Here is a 22,226-nt window from a genome sequence, read left to right as displayed (position 1 = left end):
AAGGTCCGTATCGTTGCCCCCGTGAACCAGCCGGGGGAGAGCCTGCGCGACCGCAAGAAGCGACGGACGCGTACCGCGCTCGAGCGGGCGACCGTGCGTCTCGCCGCCGAGAGGGGCTACGACCACGTCACCGTGGAGGAGATCGCCGCCGAGGCCGACGTGTCGGTGCGGACGTTCTTCAACTACTTCGCGAGCAAGGACGAGGCGCTCATCGGCGCGGACCCCGAAGCGGGGCCGCGGATGGCCGAGCGCATCACGTCGGCCGCGGACGAGGTCCCGCCGTTCGAGGCGTACCGGTCGTCGGTGCTCGCCGAGATCACCGAGGAGCTGAACAACGCACGCGACCTGTGGCTGCTGCGCAAGGAAGTCCTGATGCAGCGGCCGGACCTGCTGGTCCGCGCGTTCGCCAACAGCGCCGAGTCCGAACAGCTGCTCAGCGCGGCCGTCGCCGCACGGGCCGGGCTTCCCGAGTCCGACCTGTACCCGCGGCTGATCGTGCACGCGGGCAGCGCCGCGTTCCGGTGCGCCGTGACGCGCTGGGCCCACGACGACAGCCTCTCGCTGGGGGCTCTCGTCGCGGAGGCGTTCGACCTGTTCGGCACCGGGCTGGCTCACGTACCGAGTCGTTCCGAAGGGGGATCATGAGCACCGAAGCAGAAGTGACACCGGTTCACAGCAAACGCGAGGTCGTCCAGGCCATGTGGGGCCTGATGCTCGGCATGTTCGTGGCCATCCTCGCCGGCACCGTCGTGTCGAACGCGCTGCCGCGCATCGTCGCCGAGCTGCAGGGCTCGCAGTCGGTGTTCGCGTGGATCGTCACGACCGAGCTGCTCGCGATGACCGCCACCGTGCCGTTGTGGGGCAAGCTCGCCGACCTCTACAGCCGCAAGCTGCTGATCCAGGCGTCGCTCAGCCTGTTCGTCGTCGGTTCGCTGATCGCGGGCTTCTCGCAGAACATCGAGATGCTCATCATCAGCCGCGTCGTGCAGGGCCTCGGCGCCGGCGGCGTCACGGCCCTCGCGACGATCGTGATGGCCGCCATGATCCCGCCGCGCGAGCTGGGCAAGTACTCGGGCATGTTCGGCGCCGTCTTCGGCGTCGGCACGGTCGCGGGCCCGCTGATCGGCGGCGTCCTGGTCGACACCTCGTGGCTCGGCTGGCGCTGGTGCTTCTTCATCGGCATCCCGTTCACCCTGGCCGCGATCTACATGCTCCAGCGCACCCTGCACCTCCCGGTCGTGCGCAAGGAGGAGACGAAGATCGACTACCTGGGCGCGTTCCTCATCGTGTCCGGTGTGTCGACGCTGCTGATCTGGTCGTCGCTGGCGGGCCAGAAGTTCGAGTGGGCGTCCGGCTGGACCGCGGGCCTCGTGTCGCTGGGCGTGCTGCTGCTCGTGGCCGCCGTCCGGGTCGAGGCCACCGCTCACGACCCGATCGTGCCGCTGTCGATCTTCCGCAACCGCACGGTGGCGCTGACCACGGTCGCGAGTGCGCTGGTCGGTGTGGCGATGTTCGGCGGCACGGTGTTCCTGTCGCAGTACTTCCAGCTCTCACTGGGCAAGACGCCGACCCAGGCCGGCCTGCTCGGCCTGCCGCTGATCTTCGGCCTGCTCGTCTCGTCCACCGTGGCCGGTCAGCTGATCACGAAGTTCGGCAGGTGGAAGGCGTTCCTGGTCTCCGGCGGCGTGTTCATGGTCGGCGGCATGCTGCTGCTGTCCACGATCACCGCCCAGACCACGGTGTTCATGGTGTCCGTGCACATGTTCGTGCTCGGCATCGGCGTCGGCATGATGATGCAGAACCTCGTGCTGGCGGCCCAGAACGACGTGCCGGCCAAGGACCTCGGCGCGACCACCTCCACGCTGACGTTCTTCCGCTCGCTGGGCGGCGCGATCGGCGTCTCGGCGCTGGGTGCCGTGCTGGCCAACAAGGTCTCGTCGCTGGCCGCCGAGAAGTTCGGTGACATGGGCGGCGGGTCGGCCGGGCACCAGGTGCCGGACCTGTCCGTGCTGCCGCCCGAGATCAGGGCCGTGATCGCCGACATCTACGCGACGGCGACCGCGGAGATCTTCCTGGTGGGCGCGCCGTTCGCGGTGCTCGCGCTGCTCGCGGTGGTGTTCATCAAGGAGAAGCCGCTCAAGGAGACGAGCGGGGACGACCGGCTGGCGGCGGAGATGGCCGCCGGTCACTGAGCCACTGCTCGTGCCGATGCCCCTGACCCGCGCGGTCGGGGGCATCGGTGCGTTCAGCCGGTGCTTCTCCGCCCACACCGCCACCCGTGATCCCTGACTTTGGTCAGGGGCCGGCCCTGCCCTTCGGGTCGGGTCTCGCGAGGCGGTGATCCATACCGTCGGTCCCATGATCTCCTGGGGTGCGGCGCTCACGCTGCTGGTGACCACGTACATGGGCGAGGCCTCGATACCGGGCATGGCCGTCGCCGTCACCAAAGACGACCAGATCGTCTCTGTGCAGGGCTACGGCCACGACTCGACCGGCGCGCTGGTCACCGGCAGGACGAAGATGGCCATCGCGTCGGTCAGCAAGTCCTTCACCGCGTTGGCCGTGCGGCAGCTCGCCGACGAGGGCGAGGTGGACCTCGACGCCCCGGTGTTCGGCTCCAAGGTCACGGTGCGGAACCTGCTCAACCACAAGTCCGGCATCAGCGACAAGACGTTGAAGGAGAAGAGCCTCCCGCAGCCGAACAGTCCTCAAGAGGCCGTGGAACGAGCCGCGGAAGTGCTCAGGACCGCCGTGCCCGACGGCCGGTTCCGGTACACCAACACCAACTACCACCTGCTCGCCCGCGTCGTAGAGGAGGCGTCGGGCGAGAACTTCAACGCCTACCTGAAGAAGCACGTCTTCGAACCGCTCGGCATGCGCGACACGACCGCGATCGACGTGACTCCGCGCGACCTGCCGCCGGACTTCCCCAAGGGGTTCGGTCACGCCTACGGGGTCGACGTCGCGCTGACCGAGCCCGACCGGTTCGTCGCGGGCTCGGATGGCGTGATCACCACGGGCGACGACATGGCGAAGTGGCTGGCCGCGCAGCCGAGGCTCACCCCGCAGGGCGGCATGGGCTGGGAGGAGGACGACCAGGGACGGTTGCGGCACAACGGGATCTGGTTCACCGGCACGGCGGGGCAGCTGCTCACGAAGGACGGCTACGGCATCGCGGTGCTGTCCAACAGCGGGCTGACGCTCGGCAACGACGGCACCTTCCTGCTGGAGAACGGGATCGCGGACGTCGTCGCCGGCCGGACGCCGCCGGAGCCCTCGTCGTACCGGCTGCTGATCGATCTGGTGCTGGCCGCGCTCACGCTCACCTCCGTCGGTCTCACCGTCAGGGCGTTGCGCAGGCCGCGCCGGTTTCCCAAGGCGTGGCAGGTGTTGCGGTTCGTGCCGCTCGTGGTGTTGTTGACGATGCCGTCGATCATCGGTGTGCTGTACGGCGGGCGGGACATCACGTTCTTCCAGCTGGTGCACTACTCGCTGCCGCTCGTGGTGTGGTTGGGCGTGTCGAGCGTGATGAACCTGAGCGTGGCGGTGGTGAGGTGGAGGCAGTGAGGACGGCGGCGCTCGCCGGGTGCGTGGCGGCGGTGGTCGCGACCTCGTTCGCGATGGACGGCGGCGTTCCGCCGTGGACGGCCGCGGTGTGGGTGCCGGTGTTCGCGGTCTCGTTCCTGCTCGGGCGCCGCACCACCTCCTCCTGGCCGGCGCTGGTGTTCGCGGGCGGGGTGGTCGGCGGGGCGACCGGGCTCGTGCTGACCGGGCTGGTGGTGGCCGTGCCGTGGTTCCTCGGGCGGGTGGCGCAGCAGCAGGCGGTGCTGGCGAGGACCGAGGTCGAGGCCGCTCACCTGCGCGAACGCACCCGCATCGCGCACGAGGTGCACGACTCGCTCGGCCACGAGCTCAGCCTGCTCGCGCTGCAGGCGGGGGCGTTGGAGATGACGTTGCCCGCCGAGCACCAGCGGGCGGCGGCCCAGCTCCGCGAGACCGCGTCGAACGTCACCGAACGCCTCGCGGCCCTGGTCTTCCTGCTCCGCGACGGCGAACCGCCCGCGCTGACGAACCTGCGCGACCTCGTCGACCGCGCGACGGCGGCGGGTCTGCGGGTCGAGTTCACCGCGGACGGCGAGGCACCCTCCACAGTGGAACGAACCGTGCACCGGATCGTCCAGGAAGGACTGACGAACGCGGCCAAGCACGCGCCGGGGTCGGAGGTCCGGGTCAAGGTCACGTCGGCCGGGGGCAGCACGGTCGTGGAGATCGGCAACGACGCCGGCGGACGCAGGGGAGCGGGCAGCGGGCTCGGCCTCGTCGCGCTGACCGAACGGGTGCGGATCGCCGGCGGTACGCTCCGCACCAGCAGGCACGACGGCAGGTTCGAACTGGTCGCGACCGTGCCGCACACGGGGGAGCTGTGATCCGGGTACTGCTCGCGGACGACGAGGCGATGGTGCGCGCGGGCGTGCGCGCCATCCTCGGCTCGGACCAGGCCATCGAGGTCGTCGCCGAGGCGCAGGACGGCCGCGAGGCCATCGAGAAGGCCCTGCAGCACCGTCCCGACGTGACGTTGCTCGACGTCCGCATGCCCCGCCTCGACGGCCTGGACGCCGCGGCGGAGCTCGCGAAGCTCGGCTTCGCGGTGGCGATCCTGACGACGTTCAACGACGACGGCTACCTCGAACGAGCGCTCGGCGGCGGCGCCAAGGGGTTCCTGCTGAAGTCGGGCGACCCGCGCGAGCTGATCGCGGGCGTGCACGCGCTCGCGTCCGGCGGTGCCTACCTCGCCCCGAAGGTGGCGGCGCGGATGATCGCCGGCTTCCGCGGCGGCCGGACCAGCCAGGCCCGCACGCAGGTGGAAGCGCTGACCGCCCGCGAACGGGACGTGCTGAAGCTCCTCGGACAGGGCCTGTCGAACGCGCAGATCGCGCGGCGGCTCGACCTGGTCGAGGGCACGGTGAAGGGGCACGTGAGCGCGATCCTGAGCCGCCTGGGCGCGGAGAACCGGGTCCAGGCGGCCATCGTCGCCCACGAGGCGGGGCTGGCCGGGTAGCCGGGAACGGCGCCGCGGTCGCCCACGACGTCGCCGCTGGGCCGCTAGAAGGGGAAGTGGCCGTGCTCGGAAGCCACGGTCACCCACCGCGTCGCCGAGAACGCCTCCAGCCCCCACCGGCCGCCGAACCTGCCGTACCCGCTCGACTTCACCCCGCCGAACGGCGCCTGCGGCTCGTCGTCCACCGTCTGGTTGCCGACGTGCACGATGCCGGTGCGGATCCGTTGCGCCAGGCCGAGTCCGCGCCGCGAGTCCTCGGTCATGATCCCCGCCGTGAGCCCGTGCTCGGTGTCGTTGGCGATCGCCACGGCCTCGTCGTCGTCGGCCACCGGCACGACCACCACGGCCGGTCCGAAGATCTCGTCGCGGAACACCCGCATCGCGGGCGTGACCTCGTCCAGCACCGTCGCGCCACCGTCACCGCCTGCCCGCACCCGTGCCCCGGCGGCCACGGCCTCGTCGACCAGCGAGGCCACCCGCGCCGCAGCACGCGGGTTGATCACCGGTCCGATCACGGTGCCGGCGTCGGCGGGGTCGCCGTGCGGCAGCGAGGAGACCTTCGCGGCGAGCTTCGCCGTGAACTCCTCGGCCACGGACCGGTGCACCAGGATGCGGTCGGTCGACATGCAGATCTGGCCGGCGTTGTGGAACGCCCCGAACGTCGCCGCGTCCACCGCGTGGTCGAGGTCGGCGTCGTCCAGCACCAGCAACGAGTTCTTGCCGCCGAGCTCCAGCACGGCGGGCTTGAGGTGCTGCGCCGCAAGGGTTCCGACGATCCGGCCGACCTCGGTCGAGCCGGTGAAGTTCACCGCCCGCACCCGAGGATCGGTGATCAGCGCTTCCGCCACCGCGGCGGCGTCGGCGGGCGCGTTCGTCACGACGTTGAGCACGCCGGCGGGCAGTCCTGCCTCGTGCAGGACGTCCGCGATGAACAGCCCGGCCGCGATCGGCGCGTCCTCACTGGGTTTCAGCACCACGGTGTTCCCTGCGGCCAGCGGCGCGGCCACGGCGCGGGTGCTGAGGATGACCGGCGCGTTCCACGGCGCGAACGCCGCCACGACGCCGAGCGGTTCCCGGACCGCCAGCGACAGCTGGCCGGGCACCTCGGTCGTGAGGACCTCGCCCACGGGCTGCGTGACGGCGGCGGCCGCCTCGCGCAGGATGTTGGCCGCCAGCATCACGTTGAACCCTGCCCAGCCGCCGACGCCACCGACCTCGGCGGCCATCAGCGCGACGACCTCGGCCGTCCGCGCCTCCAGCCCGTCGGCCGCGCGCAGCAGGACGCCGCGTTTCACCGACGGCGAGGTCGCGGCCCAGCCGTCGAAAGCCGCCTGAGCCGCGTCCACGGCCCGCGTCACGTCGGCGGGACCGCCCGCGGCGACGACGGCGTGGACCTCGCCGGTGAACGGGTTGAGGTCGTCGGTGGTGCGGCCGTCCAGCGCGGGAACGCTGTCGCCGCCGATGAAGAGCTCACGAGTTTCGCCTGCCACGGCACGGATTCAAGCGGCCAGGTGGTCGCTCAGCCAACCCCGGCTTCCGGTGGGTGGAAACTGGGCTCCAGCATCCGCGCGATGCCGCGGGACGCCACCTGCAGTGCCGCGACCAGCCGGGCACGCACGTTGCGCAGGTCCGGCACCACGATCCCGAGAGCCGCCACGACGTGCCCGTCCACCTCGACCGGCACCGCCACGCTGCACGCCCCGAGCGTCATCTCCTCGAACGTCTGCGCGTACCCGTCCCGTCGGATCCGGTGCAGCTGCGCGCGCATCCGTCCCGGTTCCGTGACCGTGAACGCCGTGATGCGCGTCAGGCCGTGCGCGAGCACCTCCTCCTGCACCTCCGCCGGGGCGTGCGCGAGCAACACCTTCCCGACCCCCGTGGAGTGCAACGGCAAGCGGCTGCCGGTGGTGCTCACGATCGGCACCGACGCGTGCCCCGACACCCGGTCGAGGTACAGCACCTGCGCCCCTTCGCGCACGGCCAGGTGCACCACCGCGCGCGTGGCGGCGTGGATGTCGTGCAGGAACGGCTCCGCGACCCGGCTCAGGTCCACCTCGCCCGCCGCCAGCAGCCCGAGCCGCCAGATCCGCCGCCCGATCACGTACTCGCCGGACTCCAGCCGCCGCACCGCGCCCCACTCGGTGAGCTCGGCCAGCAGCCGGTGCGTGGTGCTGATCGGCAGGCCGCAGCGCCGCGCGATGCCGCTCAGGGTCTGGCGGCGGTGCCTGCTGTCGAACGTGCCGAGCAGCGACAGCAGCTTCGAGGACACGGTGGCGGCCATCCCCGGATTCTGCACCGTTCACACTGGACACGTGACTTTTCTCGGTGAGGGCTGGGACAGCACCGCCGTCCTCGTGGACGGGCGCTGGGTGGAGCGGCGGCCGCGCCGTGCGGAGATCGGGCCGCAGCTCGTCCGCGAGAGCGTGGTCATGCCGTGGCTCGCGCCGATGCTGCCGCTGCCCGTTCCCGTGCCGGTGCTCGTGTCGGACGATCCGGTGGTCGTGCGCCACGAGCTCGTGCCGGGGGAGGAGATCACCTCCCTCACCGCCACGCAGGGCCGCCAGCTGGGGGAGTTCCTGAAGGCGCTGCACGCCGTTCCCGCGAACCAGGCGCGCGAACGCGGCGTCGGCCCGATGCCGTTGCCCGTCGACCGGTTCCGCACCGAGGTTCAGGTGCCCGGCGGCGACGAGCTGCTGGCCAAGATCGACGGCCTGCCCGCCGACACGCTCGTGCACGGCGACCTCGGCCCCGAACACGTGCTGGGCCGCGACGGCGTGCTGACCGGCGTGATCGACTTCGGTGACCTGCACGTCGGGGACGCGGCGATCGACCTCGCGTGGGCGCTGCACGCGACACCGCCGGAGTTCGCCGCCGCGCTCGCCGAGGTCTACGGCGTCACACCCGCGTTGAGGGAGCGGGCGCTGGTCTGGCATCAACTGGGGCCGTGGCACGAAGTCCTCCACGGACACGACACCGGCGACGCCGAGACGGTGGAAGTTGGTCTGGCTGGAGTACTCGACCGGTTGAAACGCGGGTAACCGGAGGCGGACAAGCCATTCCCCCGAGGAGGACGAGATGCCCTGGGTTCGCCGACACCGCCGCAGCCGTCCCTACAGCTGGTTCGGTTCCACCACGGTCCGCAGCCACTACCGCAGGCCCGCCAACTCGAAGTGGATCCTGCTGGCGGTCGCGATCGCCGTGATCGTGCTGCTCATCGCGTTGTTCTGAGGGTAGTGTCGGGGCCATGGGACAGTTGGGTGAGTTGTTCCCGGGCCCCAAGGTCCGGCGCGAGGCGACGGACGCGGGCACCGGCGAGGACTACGAGGAGACCGGCCCGCTCGACCTCACGGCGGGCGCCGTGACGTTGCGGCCCCGGCCGAAGCCCGCGCCGAAACCGGAGCAGACCGACAGCACCGAGTGATCATCGGTACTACTCTGGGCCGGTGCTCGCCGGCCTGCTGTTCCTCATCCCCGCCACGTTCTTCGTCATCGGGGTCGTGCGCGACCGCCGGAGGCTGAGCAACGCCGTCTGGCTCGGCATCTCGCTGGTGATGCTCCTGCTGTCGTTCGCCGAGGCGGGGCGCGACAACCCGGTGCTGAGCCTGCCGCTGCTCCTCGCGTTCATGATCGCGGTGGTGGGGCTCTTCCTGCTGCCGCTCGCGTTGCTGGCCAACGGCGTGGTGATGCTGCGCCGAGAGGGCCGGTCGCTCGGCAACCTGCTCTCGTTGCTCGCGGGCCTCGCCCTGCTCGGCGAGATGGTCTACTTCGCGTGGGGGATCCTGCAGCCCAACGACTGGATCCGTGGCTCCGCGATCGGGTTGTTCCTGGTGTCGGCCTACATCGCGTTCCTGTTCGTGAGCCTGCTGTTGTACTCGGTGGTCTACGGCCGCACCGGCCGCAGGCACGGGTTCGACGGCATCGTGGTGCTCGGCGCGGGCCTGATCGGCGACCGCGTGCCGAAGCTGCTCGCGAACCGCCTCGACCGCGCCATGCGGCTGTACTGGCGCGACCGCGAGTCCGGCCGCGAACCCGTGATCGTCGTGACCGGCGGGCAGGGCGCGGACGAAGAGGTGTCCGAGGCGTACGCGATGCGGCGGTACCTGCTCGAACGCGGCGTGCCCGACACCGACGTGGTGATGGAGGACCAGGCGACCACGACCGAGGAGAACCTCCGCTACAGCAAGGCGTTGCTCGCCGAGCGGGGTCTCCACGGCCGGGTCGTCGCGGTCACGAACAACTACCACGTGTTCCGCACCGCCGTGCTCTCCCGCAACCAGGGCCTGCGGTTGCAGGTCATCGGCGCGCCCACGGCGTGGTACTTCGTGCCGAGCGCGTTCCTGCGGGAGTTCGTGGCGCTGCTGGTGCGCAACCCCGTCATGCACGGCCTGGCGTGCGCCGTGCTGATGGCGGGCGGGCTCGCGCTCACGCAGATCAACTAGCTACTTCAGGAGTTCCTTCATCTCGGTGATCTCCTGCTGCTGACCGTCGATGACGGCCTGGGCGAGCTTCCTGGCGTTCTCGTCCTTGCCGTCGGCCAGTTCCTTCTTCGCCATCTCGACCGCGCCTTCGTGGTGCTTGATCATCATCGCGAGCCACATCCGGTCGAACTCGGCGCCGCCGGCCTTCTCCAGCTCGCCCATGTCCTCGTCGCTCATCATCCCGGACATGTCGTGGCCTTCGTGGCCTTTGGCTTCCGCGCCCCACTCCTTCAGCCACTGGTTGAGCTGGGTGATCTCGGGGCCCTGGGCCTTCTCGACGCGCTGAGCGAGGTCGCGGACCTTCGCGTCACTGCTGCGCGACGGCACGAGCTTCGCCATCGCGAGCGCCTGCTCGTGGTGCGGGACCATCTGCTGCGCGAACGTGACGTCCGCGTCGTTGTTCTGGGCAGCGTTGTTCGCGGGACCACCGCAGGCAGCTAGCACGAGCATGCCGACGACAGCCCCGATGAGGGACTTCTTCACTGGGTTCTTCTTCTCTCCGCGTTTGTGGACAGTGCTGAGTGGACTGAGGCGAACTCAGTTCCGCAGCACGCAGAGAGTCGTGAGGAGCTGTCTTCCGCCCGGTGGCGGACGTTGCGGGGTGCTCAGCGGCGCCTCGGTGCGGGGCGCGGCGAGGCGGGGGAGTGCCGTCCTGACCAGGAACCAGCCGAGCAGCACGACCGCGGCCGCGACCAGCACCGCGAGGCACAGGTGCAGCAGGTCGTGCTCGTGGGGCTGTTCCTGCTGGTGGGAGACCGCGTGTTCGGCGTGCGGAGTTTCCGCTGCCGCGACATGGTGCATACCGACGACGGCGAGGACGAGCGCGCCCAGCAACACCCACTGGGTGAGCCGGCGCGTCGTCATGTGACACACCCTACGGGGGTATGCCTTGATACGGATACCCCCTAGGGGTACCGTTCCGCTCGGCTTCGAGATGGAGGACGACATGGACCACGCACCCGCGAGCCTGACCAGGCAGGCGATCTCCGCGACGCTGCACTGCCTCACCGGCTGCGCCATCGGCGAGGTGCTCGGCATGGTCATCGGCACGGCGCTGGGCTGGGGCAACCTCGCCACGGTCGTGCTGTCCGTGGTGCTCGCGTTCGTGTTCGGCTACTCGCTGACGATCCGCCCGGTGCTGCGGTCGGGCCTCGCGTTCAGGGCGGCGATCGGCGTCGCACTCGCCGCGGACACCGTGTCGATCGCGGTCATGGAGATCGTCGACAACGGCGTGATGCTGCTGGTACCCGGCGCGATGAACGCGGGCCTCGGCAACTGGGTGTTCTGGACGGCGCTGGTGTTCTCGCTGGCCATCGCGTTCGTCGTGACGGTGCCGGTGAACCGGTGGATGATCGCGCGCGGCAAGGGCCACGCGGTCGTTCACCAGCACCACCACTGACGTGCGGTCAGGCGCGGCTGAAGGTCATCACCCAGTTCTCGGCCCAGGTCGCGCCGCCGTCGTAGGAGAACTGCTGCCGCCACGTCGGCGAGGCGCCGGTCGTCCAGTCGAACCTGACCTTCACCTCGTGCCCGCCGACGACGTCGTCGCCGAAGAACACGCCGTGCCCGTCGGTGAACCGGCCCTCCAGTGGCGGGTCGAGGTGGCCGGGTGCACGGGTGGAGGCCCACCAGATGCGCCACACGTCGGCGGCCGGGTCGTACTGGCGCAGGGTCATGCCCTCCCAGCCGGGGGCGGTGATGGTGTCGATGATGCCGGCGCCGCCCAGCAGCGGCCTGGCATCGCACTCCGCCTCGAACTCGACCCAGGCGGTGCCGCGCCCCGGGATGTCGTCGATCTTGCGGTTGGCCACGTGCCACCGGCCGTGGAAGAAGTCGAAGTCGCTCGCACTCATGCCGCCGACGCTAGGGCGAATCACTGACAATGAGTGTCAGTGATGGCGAATTTCGCAGGTAGGAGCCCTCGGTACCGGTTGCGGACCGGATGAACGTCCCATAACGGGTCAACGTTGTCGTGTGATCAACTGTTGACCTAAAGGTCTGGACCATTTTACCGTTCCCGGCAGTGGCCGCCGCCCTAGCCAGGAGGTCCTTCCCTTGCGACTGCTCGCCAGAGTGGTCCCGGTGCTAGCCCTGCTAGCCGGGACCGTGATAGCCGTGACCAACGCTCCGACCGCAGCCGCGGCCCATGAGGACTGCCGGCCGGACGGGCTCTACAAGACCGCGGGCGTCGACGTGCCGTACTGCACGGCCTACGACACCGCCGGACGCGAGAAGATGGGGGACAAGTCCAGACGCGTCATCGGGTACTTCACGAGCTGGCGGACCGGCAAGAACGGTCAGCCGGGGTACCTGGCCAAGGACATCCCCTGGAACAAGGTCACGCACCTGAACTACGCGTTCGCGCACATCGACGCCCAGAACAAGATCTCGGTGGGCGCCAACGACGCGAACAACCCGTCCACCGGCATGGAGTGGCCCGGTGTGGCCGGTTCCGAGATGGACCCGTCGCTGCCCTACAAGGGGCACTTCAACCAGCTCACCAAGTTCAAGAAGGCGAACCCGAACGTCAAGACGCTGATCTCGGTCGGCGGCTGGGCGGAGACCGGTGGCTTCTTCAACGCCGACGGCACGCGCAACGCGTCGGGCGGCTTCTACAAGCTCGGCCAGAACCAGGCCGCGATCGACACGTTCGCCGACAGCACCGTGGAGTTCCTGCGCAAGTACGGCTTCAACGGCGCTGACATCGACTACGAGTACGCGACGTCGAACAACCACGCCGGCAACCCGGACGACTTCTGGATCTCCAACGCCAACCGCGGCACGCTGTGGGCGGGCTACGAGAAGATCATGAAGACGCTGCGCGAGAAGCTCGACCGCGCCGGTGCCGCCGACGGCAAGCACTACCTGCTGACCGCCGCCGTGCCCGCGTCGGGCTGGCTGCTGCGCGGTCAGGAGGCCTACCAGGTCACCCGGTACCTCGACTACCTCAACGTCATGAGCTACGACCTGCACGGGTCGTGGAACCAGTTCGTGGGCCCGAACGCCGCGCTCTACGACGACGGCAAGGACGCGGAGCTCGCGGCCGGCGGCGTCTACGGCGCCGGGCAGTACGAGGGCATGGGCTACCTGAACACCGACTGGGCGTACCACTACTTCCGCGGCGCGATGCAGGCCGGGCGCATCAACATCGGCGTGCCGTTCTACTCGCGCGGCTGGCAGGGCGTCACCGGTGGCACGAACGGGTTGTGGGGCAAGGCCCCGCTGCCGAACCAGTCGCAGTGCCCGCCCGGTACCGGGTCGTCGGTCGGCTCGACCACGCCGTGCGGCAACGGCGCGGTCGGCATCGACAACGTCTGGCACGACGTCACGGCCGGCAGCGCAGAGGTGCCGTCGGGTGCGAACCCGTTGTGGCACACCAAGAACCTGGAAGCCAAGATCACGCCGTCGTACCTCGGTCAGTACGGCCTCGACCCGGTCAACGACCCGACCGACCGGCTCACCGGCACGTACACGCCGTACTACGACTCGACGCTGAAGTCGCCGTGGCTGTGGAACAACGACAAGAAGGTGTTCCTCTCCACCGAGACCGAGCAGTCGATCGCGGAGAAGGCCAAGTACGTCAAGGACAAGGGCCTCGGCGGCATCATGATCTGGGAGCTCGCCGGCGACTACCGGTTCAACTCCGCGAAGAACGAGTGGTTCATGGGCGACACGCTGCTGTCGACCATCAACACCGGCCTGAACGGCGCCGCGCCCTACGGCAACCTGAAGGCGTCGGCGCAGCAGACCCAGGTGCTCGCCGTGGACGTCGACGTGTACGGCTTCGCGCTGGGAGACAACAACTACCCGATCACGCCGAAGATCAAGTTCACGAACCGGTCGAACGTCACCGTCCCCGGTGGCACGAAGATCGCGTTCGACTACGGCACCAGCGCGCCCGGCAGCATGGCCGACCAGTCGGGGTTCGGCTTGAAGATCGTCTCGAAGGGACACAGCGGGCCGAACGTCGGCGGGCTGAAGGGCGACTTCCAGAAGGCGGAGCTCACGCTGCCGTCGTGGCAGTCGCTCGCACCGGGCGCGTCGATCGAGGTGACCGTCAGCTACCAGCTGCCGATCGCGTCGCCGTCGAACTTCGTCTTCACCTTCGGCGGCCAGTCGTACGCGATCAGCGCCGACTACCCGCGCATCGGTGGTGGTACGACGCCGACCTCGACGTCCACCACCACGACGACCCCGACCTCCACCACGACCACGACGACGACCACCACCACGACCACCACTACGACGACGACCACGCCTCAGACGTGTGCGTTGCCGGCGTGGGACCGCGGCAAGGTCTACGTGGGCGGCAACGAGGTGTCGCACAAGGGCCGCAAGTGGCGGGCCCAGTGGTGGACGACGGGCGAGGAGCCCGGCACCACCGGCGAGTGGGGCGTCTGGCGTGACCAGGGTGCCTGCTAGTTCGTAGCTCTTGTCAGGCGCGGGCCTTAGGCTGTCGATCGTGACCGCCCAAGACCCGCGCCTGCAGGAACTCCTCCTGCTCCGCAAGGTCCGCGACCGGATCGACCGCGAGTACCGCCAGCCGTTGGACGTGGCGGCGCTCGCTCGTGGCGTGCACCTGTCGGCGGGCCATCTCTCCCGTGCGTTCCGCACGGCGTTCGGCGAGTCCCCGTACAGCTACCTGATGACCCGCCGGATCGAACGGGCCATGACGTTGTTGCGCCGCGGCGACATGTCGGTCACCGACGTCTGCTTCGAGGTCGGCTGCACGTCGCTCGGCACGTTCAGCACCCGCTTCTCCGAACTGGTCGGCATGTCGCCGAGCCAGTACCGCAAGACCGCCTCCGAGGACGGTCAGGGCATCCCGAACTGCCTGGCCAAGGCCGTGATGAGGCCGATCAGGAATCGAGAAGCGGGGACCGGTCCGTCCGATTAGGTTGGCCGCATGTCAGTCATCATCGCCGCGGCCTTCCTGCCCGCAGACGACCCCGAGAAGTCGCTCGGCTTCTTCCGCGACGCGCTCGGCTTCGAGGTTCGCCAGGACGTCGGCCAGGGCACCATGCGCTGGATCACCGTGGGGCCGCCCGACCAGCCGGAGACCGGCATCGTCCTGCACCCGCCCGCCGCCGACCCCGGCGTGAGCGACGAGGAACGCCGCACGATCGCCGTGCTCATGGCGAAAGGCGTCTACACGGCGTTGTCGCTGGCGTCCAAGGACCTGCAGGGCACGTTCGACAAGGCCCGCACGTGGGTCGAGCAGACCGGGTTCGGCGAGGTCCTGCAGGAGCCGGAGGACCAGCCGTGGGGCGTGCGCGACTGCTCGTTCCGCGACCCGGCGGGCAACCTCGTTCGCATCAACCAGCTCTGACGGTGGGTGGTCCGAGGCCACGCGGCCTCGGACCACCGCCGGTCACCGCGCCCGCGTGCCCTTGAGCTTCACGAGCTCGGACTCGTACAGGTTCTCCTCCACCTTCAGCGTCCCCGGGACCGCGCCGTCCGGCCTGCTCATGTACGACTGGGTCGCGGACGGCCGTCCCACCAGCGAGAACCGCAGCTGCCCCGTCAGGCCGGCCGTGTTGAGGGCGCTGGTGTCGTGGAACGCGCGCAGCACGCCGTCGCGGGTCAGGTCCTTCTTCTCGCAGGCCTTCTCCAGCACGGCCACGTACGCCATCGCGACCGTGAAGCCGTGCACGGTGTTGAGCGACCCCGGTTCGCCCGGCCAGCGGGCCTGGTAGCTGTCGCGCAGTTGCCGCACACCGTCGGCGTCGGCGCTCCACGGCGCGACCGGCGAGGTCAGCAGCACCTGCCTGGCGAACACGGGCGCGACCGGTGACTGCATCATCACCGGGTCGTAGCTGACCGCGCTCGACAGGATCGGCACGGCCCAGTTCAGCTGCGCGGCGATGCCTGCGGCGGCGGCCGTCTGCGGTGGAGTCAGGCTCAGCACCAGGACCTTCGCGCCCGCGGCCTTCAGCGCGGTCATCTGCTCGGTCAGGTTCGCCGTCGCCTCGGTGACGGCCTGCTCCGCCACCTTCATCTGCCAGTTCTCGCCGACGAACCGGGTGCCTTCGAGCGCGTTGTCGCCGAAGCTGCCGCGCAGGTGCAGGTGGCCGATCGTGTCGCCGGTGGTGAGCGCGCCCTGACGCTTGTAGAAGTCGAGGCCGTTGATGACGTCCAGGTCGTAGGTGGTGCCGACGATCATCATGTGCGGGTTGCCGAGCAGCGACGCCGCCCACGAGCCGGGGACGGTCAGCGCGCGGGTCTGCATCAGGTCCGGTTCGATGGCGGCGGTCATCGGCTGACCGGTCACGTCGATGAAACCGAGCACCTGCGGTTCCAGGTCGAAATAGGCGTCCAGTGCTTTCTGGACGTCGTAGGCGTGGTCCTGCTGCTTCAGTTCGATGCGCCGTCCGCACACGCCGCCGCGTTTGTTGACCTGATCCAGATAGAGTTCATAACCGCGAATTCTGAGCACCGAGGTCCCTTTGAAGGGGCCGGTCATGTCGGTGAGCACGCCGAGCGAAATCGATTCAGCGGACACGCCGGGACCAGTGCGAACAGCCCCGGGCTCGGCGGTGGAGGAGCCGCAGGCCGTGACCGCGCCGAGCATCAGGACGGCGGACAAGAATAGGTGACGAATTGACATTCCAGGCCCTGTCGCAGATGAATTCGGTCGGCGGTGAGGCGCAGTATTGATCAGCGGGTCAGCGTTCGTCCAATTTTGTGGTCCGGAACACCCCCGGCTCGCGAACAGCTTCGATTACCGATGAAATGCGGGTGCCGGGTACCTTGATCCGGTGCAGGAAGAACCCGTGTGGGACGAATGGCGCAGGCCCGGTCCGACGCTCCGGCAACGGCAGCGCGACATCGGCATCGCCGTCATCGTCCTGCTGTGCGCCATCGAGGTCACCGTGCTGGTCAACAGCATGGGCGCCTTCATGTACCGCAACCCGCCGAGCCTGCTCGTCCAGCTCGTCTGGGTGGTCGCCCTGTCCGTGCCGCTGGTCGTGCGCCGCCGGTACCCGATGACGGTCATGCTCGCCGTGTCGGTGCTGTTCATCGCCGCGCAGATGAACCGCGTCGGCGACAACCTGGTGCCGTCCGCGATCCTCTTCTGTGCGATCTTCACCGTCGGCGCCTGGGGCCAGGACCGGCTGCGCGCGCGGTGGTCCCGCATCGGCGTGATCGTCGCGATGTTCCTGTGGCTGGGCTTCAACCTCGTCCGCGCGCTGCTCGGCCCCAAGGGCGAGTTCAAGGACGCCGCGGGCCCGATGGACCCGGTGCTCGCGTCCGTCGTTTATGGACTCGAGTTCAACGTCTTCTTCTTCATGTTCGCCTACGTGGTGGGGGAGATGGCGTGGTCCGGCGCCCGCCGCCGCGCCCAGCTGGAGTTCCAGGCCGAGGAACTGCGCCGCTCGCAGGAGCAGAACACCCGTGGCGCCATCGCCGCCGAACGCATGCGCATCGCCCGCGACCTGCACGACGTGGTGGCGCACCACGTCTCCGTGATGGGCATCCAGGCAGGCGCCGCCCGCCGCGTGCTCGACACCGACCCGGTGATGGCCCGCGACGCCCTGCAGACCGTCGAACAGACGGCCCGCACGGCCATCAGCGAACTGCGCGGCCTGCTGGGGGTGTTGCGCGCCGACGCCGAGCCCGACCTCAAAGCCGCCCCAGGCCTGGGGGACCTGCCCGAACTCTTCGACAGCGCACGCGCGGCAGGCCTGGAGGTCTCGCACAACGTGTACGGCGACGCGCGCGAGGTGCCGTCCGGTGTCGCGTTGTCGGCGTATCGCGTCGTGCAGGAAGCACTCACGAACGTGGTGAAGCACGCCGACGCACACCGTGTGGACGTGCGGATGCGTTTCCTGGAAAGCGCACTGGAGCTGGAGATCACCGATGACGGCCGTGGACGTGCCACGTCCAACAGCCCCGGTTTCGGCTTGGTAGGCATGCGCGAACGTCTGGCCGTGCACGGCGGTTCGCTGGAAGCAGGCCCACGGCGTGAAGCGGGCTATCTGGTCCGTGCGTCACTGCCGACGGCGTTGGAGGAGAAGGCGTGAGCCTGCGAGTAGTGCTGGCCGACGACCAGGACCTGGTCCGCGCCGGCTTCCGGGTCATCCTCGGCACCGAACCCGGCATCGAGGTCGTGGGCGAGGCGGGCGATGGCGCCCAGGCCGTGGACCTGGTCGCCGAACTGCGCCCCGACGTCGTGCTGATGGACGTCCAGATGCCGCGCATGGACGGCCTCGAAGCCACCCGGCGAATCCTCTCGGCGGGCCACGGCACGCGCGTCGTCATCCTGACCACGTTCGACCGCGAGGACTACCTCTTCGAGGCCTTGCAGGCGGGCGCGAGCGGCTTCCTGCTCAAGAACGCCTCCCCGGAAGACCTGGTGGAGTCCGTACGCGTAGTGGCGCGCGGCGACGCGTTGCTCTCACCCGAGGTCACCCGCCGTGTCATTGCGCGCTTCAGCACGGCAGCACGCGAACGCACGCGCCCACCGGAGCTGACCGACCGTGAGTTCGAGGTGCTGGTGGAACTCGCCAAGGGCGCGTCGAACGCGGAGATCGCCGCGACCCTGTTCCTGGGGGAGACGACGGTGAAGACGCACGTGTCGCGGGTGCTGACGAAGCTCAACCTGCGCGACCGCACGCACGCCGTGGTGTTCGCCTACGAGAGAGGGATCGTCACACCAGGCGGCTAGCAGACGCGTACGCAATCTGACGTACGCGAAATCAGAACGTGGGCGGATGATGCACGCCCTCGTGGTGACGAGAGTAAGACGCGACACCACGAGAGAAGGAGAGTGCATCGCGATGGCTACCACCACCCGCAAGCTCAGTGGCCGCGCCCGCAAGGCCGTGCTGCTCGTGCACGTCCTGTCGGCGGCGGCGTGGCTCGGCATCGACCTCGCTCTGGGCATCCTGGTCGTGGTGGCGCTGTCCACAGCGGACACCGGTACGGCGGGCATCGCGATCCAGGCGGTCGACCTGTTCGCGATCTGGCCGATGTTCGGCGCCAGCGTCGTGTGCATGCTCTCCGGTGTCGTGCTCGGCGTGGGCAGCAAGTACGGCCTGGTCAGGTACTGGTGGGTCGCCATCAAGCTGGTGCTGAACGTCGGCATGTCGCTGCTGATCGCGTTCGCGCTGCGGCCCGGCGTGGCCGAAGCCGCCCGCATCGGTGAGCGGATGCTCGCCGGTGACCCGACCGCGGTCATCCCCTCCGGCATCCTGCACCCGGTGGTCGTCGCGCCGACCCTGCTGCTCTTCGCCTACGTGCTGTCGGTGTTCAAGCCGTGGGGGCGCGTCCGCAGGTCAGCGGAACCAGTCCAGCGCCAGCGCCGCGACCTCGTCGGGGCTGTCTAGCTGCAGGAAGTGCCCGCCCGCCACGATCTCGACCCGCGAACCGGGCGCGAGAGCCGTGGCGGCGCCGGCGTAGTTGTCGGGCGTGATGCACCCGTCCTCCGCGCCTGCCAGCACCAGCAGCGGCACCTCGGCCGGCTGCTCGGACACCGCGCCGAGCTCGGCCAGCTCCGGATCGTGCAGCGACCTGTCGAAGTTGGCCCGGTAGAGCTTCAGCGAGTTGGCCCGCACCGCAGGGTCCGCGTACAGATCGCGCACGTGCGGCGGCACCTCGCGTCCTGGCGACCAGGTCCGCCACAGGTACTCGATCAACGAGTCGTTCAGCAACGCCTCGCCCACCCCGGGCACCTGGAACAGGAACAGGTAGAAGAACCGTTGCTGCTGCGCGGGTTCGTCGAAGATGCTCCGCAGCGCCGCGGGCGGCGGCACCGACATCGTCACCACCCGCCGCACCAGATCCGGGCGCAGCGCCGCGAGCCTGCCGGCCACCCCGGCCCCGATGTCGTGCCCGATCACGTCGACCGGTCCGCCCAGCGCCTCGTTGAGCGCGGCGGCGTCGGCGGCCAGCGTCAGCCCGTCCCCGAACGGCAGCAGGTCGGCCGTCGACGGGTGGTGCCCCCGCAGGAAGGGCGCCACCACGCGCCGTCCGGCGGCCACCAGCCGTTCCGCGAGCGGCCCGAACGACGCCGGATGGTCGGGAAAACCGTGCCAGCACACGACGACCGGCCCGTCGCCTGCCACCAACGCCGGCACGTCGGCGCGGGCAGTGGGAATGACGACCTCGGAGAACATCAGAAGTCCACCCTCATCACGAACCGCCGTTTGGTCGGGTGCGTGACCTGCACGAACCCGGCCTCCTCGAACACCTGCCGAGCCCCCACGTGCAGCTCGCCCCACGTGACGGCCTTCCCGGGATCGGCGAGCATCGGATAGGCCTCCACGGCCCGTGCCCCGCGCGACCGCGCGTGCTCCACCGTCGCCGCCGCCAGCTCGTAGGTGAGCCCCTGCCGCCGATAACCCTTGCGCACCACGAAACAGGTCACCGCCCAGACGTCCGGGTCGTCCTTGTCCTCGGCCCGCCCCTTCCACGGAATCGGCATGTCGAGCAGCTTCGCGTAGCCGTTCCGAGGCTCGACGGCGACCCATCCGGCAGGCTCACCGTCCACATAGGCCAGCAGTCCGCTGCCCAGTGCGGCCTGCGAACACTGCGCCTCGTAGCGCTCGTCGAAGGTGGAGTCCCGCCACATCCACCCCTCGACCTTGTACCGCTGGCACCGGCACTTCCGAGGCTCGGACCCGTCGAAGACCGCCTCGACGTCCTCCCAGGGCACCTCCTCGGACGGCACGATCTCGATCACTCGCCCTCCCCGAACAACGGCAGGAACTCCTCCACGTTCAGGAACGTGGTGATCCCCGCGACCGCCCCGTCCCGGACGTCCAGGAACACCAACCCGAACGGCTGCTCCATCCCGGGCCGCATCTGCCAGAACGCGGGAGACCCGTTGGCGCGCACGGGCACCAGCCAAGCTCCGGCGCAGGAAGCACCGGGATCGCGCAACGCGAGCGACAGCGACTCGCGCCCGCGCAACCACCAGCCGAACGGCGGCATCGACATGGTCGCGTCCTCGTGCAACAACGACACCATCGTCTCCACGTCGTGCCGTTCGAAGGCCTCGCAGTACCGGCTGAGCAACGACTTCTGCGCCGGGTCGACGGGATCGACGGCGTCACCCGCGTCCACCAGCCGCAACGTGGCGCGGGCCCGCTGCAACGCGCTGTTCGCCGACGCCACCGAGATCTCCAGCAACGAGGCCACCTCGGCGGCCTGCCAGGCCAGCACGTCCCGCAGGATCAACACCACCCGCTGCCGGGCCGGCAGGTGCTGCAACGCCGCCACGAACGCCAGCCGCACGGTCTCCCGCAGAATCGCCCGATCCTCCGGCAGCACCAGCGCGTCCGGCACCGGCTGCACGAACACGTTCTCCAGCAACGGCGCGCCGATCTCCCCGCCGGACGGCCCGAGGTCGACCGCGAGGGCCCGCCGCTGGGCGCTGCGCAGCATGTCCACGCAGATGTTCGTGGCGATCCGGTAGAGCCAGGTCCGCAACGACGCCCGCGCGGAGTCGTAGCTGTCGTACGCCTTCCACGCGCGCACGAGCGTCTCCTGCACGGCGTCCTCGGCCTCCGAACCAGAGCCGAGCACGCGGTAGCAGTAGCCGGTCAGCTCGACCCGGAACGGCTCCAGCGTCTCGATCACGCGCCTGACCCTACGCGGATCCGCCGAGCGGGGCCGCCGTTCCGGCCGGGTTCTCGGCAGTGATCGCGACCTACTACTGAATGAACGTTCATTTGACAGCCGGGACGCGTCGTGTCATCTTCTAACTGAATGAACGTTCATTAGGAGGCAGGCATGAACCGCACCGCATCGACCAGGTCCCAGGCGAGGTGGACCCCTGACAGCATCGGCGACCTGCGCGGCCGCACCGCGTTGATCACCGGCGCCAACAGCGGCGTCGGCCTGGAGACGGCGCGTGTCCTCGCAGGTCACGGCGCACGGGTGATCCTCGCGGGCCGCAGCCGGGAGAAGCTGGGCACGGCGGTGGACGCACTGCGCGCGGACCGGCCGGACGCACGGCTGGAGACGCTGGTGCTCGACCTGGGGTCGCTGGCCTCGATCGCCGAGGCGGCCGCCGCGCTGGCCGAGCGCGAGACGATCGACCTGCTGGTCAACAACGCCGGCGTGATGAACGTGCCCGACCGCCGCACCACCGCCGACGGGTTCGAGCTCACCTTCGGCACCAACCACCTCGGGCACTTCGCGTTCACCGCCGGCGTGCTGCCCACCCTGCGCCGCGCGGAGACCGCGCGGGTGGTGACGGTCAGCGCGCTGGCCGCCGCCTGGCCGAGCGGTGCGTTGACCGATCTGCAGAGCGAGCAGCGCTACGGGTCGATGAGCGCGTACGCGAAGTCCAAGCGCGCCAACGTGGTGTTCACGCAGGAGCTCGCTCGCCGGGTGGAGGGCACCACCATGTCGGCGGTCGCGGTGCACCCCGGCTCGGCCGTCACCAACCTGCAACGGCACAGCCAGGGCGTGGTCGCCAGGATGGCGATCGCGGTGCTGCGCCGGGCCGTCATGGGCTCGCCAGAGGGCGCGGCCTGGCCGTCGCTGTACGCGGCGACCAGCCCGGACGTCGTGAACGGCGGCTACTACGGCCCGGCGGGCACCGACCAGACCTCCGGCACGCCGAAGCCCGCCAAGCTGCCGCGCGGCGCGACCGATCCGGCCGAGGGCGCTCGCCTGTGGAGAGAGAGCGAACGACTCACCGGCGTCCAGTTCACCGTCTGATCCCGAAAGGACTTCCT

The 22,226-nt window shown here is 69.8% G+C and carries 26 protein-coding genes; 17 read left to right on the top strand and 9 right to left on the bottom strand.

The genetic code is table 11. The annotated features are described in order from the left end of the window. The first annotated feature begins 21 nt into the window (after positions 1-21). The 5 genes from ACQEU1_RS09900 to ACQEU1_RS09880 all read left to right on the top strand — a co-directional run bounded on the left by ACQEU1_RS09900 (position 22) and on the right by ACQEU1_RS09880 (position 5,059). On the top strand, positions 22-645 hold the full coding sequence (locus ACQEU1_RS09900; protein WP_433198562.1) for a TetR/AcrR family transcriptional regulator: 624 nt from the start codon (positions 22-24) through the stop codon (positions 643-645). Next, positions 642-2,192 carry an MDR family MFS transporter gene (locus tag ACQEU1_RS09895; protein ID WP_433198560.1) on the top strand — a complete coding sequence of 517 codons (1,551 nt, stop codon included), beginning with the start codon at positions 642-644 and terminating at the stop codon, positions 2,190-2,192. The genes ACQEU1_RS09900 and ACQEU1_RS09895 overlap by 4 nt, the downstream gene beginning before the upstream one ends. A gap of 166 nt (positions 2,193-2,358) precedes the next feature. Then, a complete protein-coding gene (locus ACQEU1_RS09890) occupies positions 2,359-3,567 on the top strand; it encodes a serine hydrolase domain-containing protein (RefSeq protein WP_433198558.1) in 1,209 nt (402 codons plus the stop codon). Further along, positions 3,564-4,427 carry a sensor histidine kinase gene (locus ACQEU1_RS09885; protein ID WP_433198556.1) on the top strand — a complete coding sequence of 288 codons (864 nt, stop codon included), beginning with the start codon at positions 3,564-3,566 and terminating at the stop codon, positions 4,425-4,427. The genes ACQEU1_RS09890 and ACQEU1_RS09885 overlap by 4 nt, the downstream gene beginning before the upstream one ends. Beyond that, positions 4,424-5,059 (top strand): response regulator, encoded by a 636-nt coding sequence (locus tag ACQEU1_RS09880; RefSeq protein WP_433198554.1) that lies wholly within the window; start codon positions 4,424-4,426, stop codon positions 5,057-5,059. Before ACQEU1_RS09885 ends, ACQEU1_RS09880 begins: the two co-directional genes overlap by 4 nt. Before the next feature lie 44 nt (positions 5,060-5,103). On the opposite strand, the gene ACQEU1_RS09875 is transcribed toward ACQEU1_RS09880, so the two are convergent. Both ACQEU1_RS09875 and ACQEU1_RS09870 read right to left on the bottom strand, forming a co-directional pair. After that, the gene (locus ACQEU1_RS09875) at positions 5,104-6,549 is read right to left on the bottom strand and encodes an aldehyde dehydrogenase family protein (protein ID WP_433198552.1); all 1,446 of its coding nucleotides are present in this window, start codon (positions 6,547-6,549) and stop codon (positions 5,104-5,106) included. 29 nt (positions 6,550-6,578) lie between these two features. Beyond that, the gene (locus ACQEU1_RS09870) at positions 6,579-7,340 is read right to left on the bottom strand and encodes an IclR family transcriptional regulator (RefSeq protein WP_433198550.1); all 762 of its coding nucleotides are present in this window, start codon (positions 7,338-7,340) and stop codon (positions 6,579-6,581) included. A gap of 31 nt (positions 7,341-7,371) precedes the next feature. Here ACQEU1_RS09870 and ACQEU1_RS09865 point away from each other — a divergent pair, with 31 nt between their 5' ends. Genes ACQEU1_RS09865 through ACQEU1_RS09850 form a run of 4 tightly spaced genes read left to right on the top strand, consistent with a single transcriptional unit; the run spans position 7,372 to position 9,498 of the window. Further along, positions 7,372-8,097 (top strand): aminoglycoside phosphotransferase family protein, encoded by a 726-nt coding sequence (locus ACQEU1_RS09865; protein ID WP_433198548.1) that lies wholly within the window; start codon positions 7,372-7,374, stop codon positions 8,095-8,097. 37 nt (positions 8,098-8,134) lie between these two features. Then, complete coding sequence (locus tag ACQEU1_RS09860; protein WP_382444792.1) at positions 8,135-8,287, top strand: hypothetical protein; 153 nt, start codon at positions 8,135-8,137, stop codon at positions 8,285-8,287. Positions 8,288-8,303: 16 nt separating this feature from the next. Continuing rightward, positions 8,304-8,480: a hypothetical protein gene (locus ACQEU1_RS09855; protein ID WP_382444793.1), complete on the top strand. Its 177-nt coding sequence runs from the start codon at positions 8,304-8,306 to the stop codon at positions 8,478-8,480. Positions 8,481-8,502: 22 nt separating this feature from the next. Beyond that, on the top strand, positions 8,503-9,498 hold the full coding sequence (locus ACQEU1_RS09850; RefSeq protein ID WP_433198545.1) for a YdcF family protein: 996 nt from the start codon (positions 8,503-8,505) through the stop codon (positions 9,496-9,498). On the opposite strand, the gene ACQEU1_RS09845 is transcribed toward ACQEU1_RS09850, so the two are convergent. Further along, on the bottom strand, positions 9,499-10,020 hold the full coding sequence (locus tag ACQEU1_RS09845; protein WP_433198543.1) for a DUF305 domain-containing protein: 522 nt from the start codon (positions 10,018-10,020) through the stop codon (positions 9,499-9,501). Positions 10,021-10,074: 54 nt separating this feature from the next. Further along, positions 10,075-10,401, bottom strand: coding sequence for a hypothetical protein (locus ACQEU1_RS09840; RefSeq protein WP_433198541.1), 327 nt, complete (start codon positions 10,399-10,401; stop codon positions 10,075-10,077). Positions 10,402-10,483: 82 nt separating this feature from the next. Between ACQEU1_RS09840 and ACQEU1_RS09835 the strand changes: the two genes are divergently transcribed. Next, positions 10,484-10,936 (top strand): DUF4396 domain-containing protein, encoded by a 453-nt coding sequence (locus ACQEU1_RS09835; RefSeq protein ID WP_433198539.1) that lies wholly within the window; start codon positions 10,484-10,486, stop codon positions 10,934-10,936. Between the two features lie 7 nt (positions 10,937-10,943). Here ACQEU1_RS09835 and ACQEU1_RS09830 read toward each other — a convergent pair whose 3' ends face one another. Next, positions 10,944-11,390: a hypothetical protein gene (locus ACQEU1_RS09830; RefSeq protein WP_433198537.1), complete on the bottom strand. Its 447-nt coding sequence runs from the start codon at positions 11,388-11,390 to the stop codon at positions 10,944-10,946. A 253-nt stretch (positions 11,391-11,643) separates the two neighbouring features. Between ACQEU1_RS09830 and ACQEU1_RS09825 the strand changes: the two genes are divergently transcribed. From ACQEU1_RS09825 to ACQEU1_RS09815, 3 genes are read left to right on the top strand one after another with little or no spacing between them, the layout of a single operon-like run. Further along, a complete protein-coding gene (locus ACQEU1_RS09825) occupies positions 11,644-13,959 on the top strand; it encodes a glycosyl hydrolase family 18 protein (protein ID WP_433211416.1) in 2,316 nt (771 codons plus the stop codon). A gap of 40 nt (positions 13,960-13,999) precedes the next feature. Next, a complete protein-coding gene (locus ACQEU1_RS09820; protein WP_433198535.1) occupies positions 14,000-14,434 on the top strand; it encodes a helix-turn-helix transcriptional regulator in 435 nt (144 codons plus the stop codon). A gap of 9 nt (positions 14,435-14,443) precedes the next feature. Beyond that, on the top strand, positions 14,444-14,866 hold the full coding sequence (locus ACQEU1_RS09815) for a VOC family protein (protein WP_382444800.1): 423 nt from the start codon (positions 14,444-14,446) through the stop codon (positions 14,864-14,866). Between the two features lie 42 nt (positions 14,867-14,908). On the opposite strand, the gene ACQEU1_RS09810 is transcribed toward ACQEU1_RS09815, so the two are convergent. Further along, positions 14,909-16,108 carry an ABC transporter substrate-binding protein gene (locus ACQEU1_RS09810; protein ID WP_433211413.1) on the bottom strand — a complete coding sequence of 400 codons (1,200 nt, stop codon included), beginning with the start codon at positions 16,106-16,108 and terminating at the stop codon, positions 14,909-14,911. A gap of 187 nt (positions 16,109-16,295) precedes the next feature. On the opposite strand from ACQEU1_RS09810, the gene ACQEU1_RS09805 reads away from it, so the two are divergent. The 3 genes from ACQEU1_RS09805 to ACQEU1_RS09795 all read left to right on the top strand — a co-directional run bounded on the left by ACQEU1_RS09805 (position 16,296) and on the right by ACQEU1_RS09795 (position 18,866). After that, positions 16,296-17,561, top strand: coding sequence for a sensor histidine kinase (locus ACQEU1_RS09805; RefSeq protein WP_433198533.1), 1,266 nt, complete (start codon positions 16,296-16,298; stop codon positions 17,559-17,561). Further along, positions 17,558-18,205: a response regulator gene (locus ACQEU1_RS09800; RefSeq protein WP_433198531.1), complete on the top strand. Its 648-nt coding sequence runs from the start codon at positions 17,558-17,560 to the stop codon at positions 18,203-18,205. The genes ACQEU1_RS09805 and ACQEU1_RS09800 overlap by 4 nt, the downstream gene beginning before the upstream one ends. A gap of 112 nt (positions 18,206-18,317) precedes the next feature. Next, positions 18,318-18,866, top strand: coding sequence for a hypothetical protein (locus ACQEU1_RS09795; protein ID WP_433198529.1), 549 nt, complete (start codon positions 18,318-18,320; stop codon positions 18,864-18,866). Here ACQEU1_RS09795 and ACQEU1_RS09790 read toward each other — a convergent pair. The 3 genes from ACQEU1_RS09790 to ACQEU1_RS09780 are packed head-to-tail and all read right to left on the bottom strand — an operon-like array spanning position 18,816 to position 21,180. Further along, positions 18,816-19,655, bottom strand: coding sequence for an alpha/beta fold hydrolase (locus tag ACQEU1_RS09790; protein ID WP_433198527.1), 840 nt, complete (start codon positions 19,653-19,655; stop codon positions 18,816-18,818). The two genes, ACQEU1_RS09795 and ACQEU1_RS09790, sit on opposite strands and share 51 nt — an antisense overlap. Further along, positions 19,655-20,221 carry a GNAT family N-acetyltransferase gene (locus tag ACQEU1_RS09785; RefSeq protein ID WP_433198525.1) on the bottom strand — a complete coding sequence of 189 codons (567 nt, stop codon included), beginning with the start codon at positions 20,219-20,221 and terminating at the stop codon, positions 19,655-19,657. The genes ACQEU1_RS09790 and ACQEU1_RS09785 overlap by 1 nt, the downstream gene beginning before the upstream one ends. Then, the gene (locus tag ACQEU1_RS09780) at positions 20,218-21,180 is read right to left on the bottom strand and encodes an RNA polymerase subunit sigma-70 (protein ID WP_433211410.1); all 963 of its coding nucleotides are present in this window, start codon (positions 21,178-21,180) and stop codon (positions 20,218-20,220) included. Before ACQEU1_RS09780 ends, ACQEU1_RS09785 begins: the two co-directional genes overlap by 4 nt. A 93-nt stretch (positions 21,181-21,273) precedes the next feature. On the opposite strand from ACQEU1_RS09780, the gene ACQEU1_RS09775 reads away from it, so the two are divergent. Next, complete coding sequence (locus ACQEU1_RS09775) at positions 21,274-22,209, top strand: oxidoreductase (protein WP_433198523.1); 936 nt, start codon at positions 21,274-21,276, stop codon at positions 22,207-22,209. Positions 22,210-22,226: the final 17 nt, after the last annotated feature.

The organism is Lentzea sp. CA-135723 (assembly GCF_050936595.1).
Taxonomy (GTDB): Bacteria; Actinomycetota; Actinomycetes; order Mycobacteriales; family Pseudonocardiaceae; genus Lentzea.
Note: the sequence above shows the minus strand (reverse complement) of the source record. Positions and strands in the feature narration are given on the sequence as shown.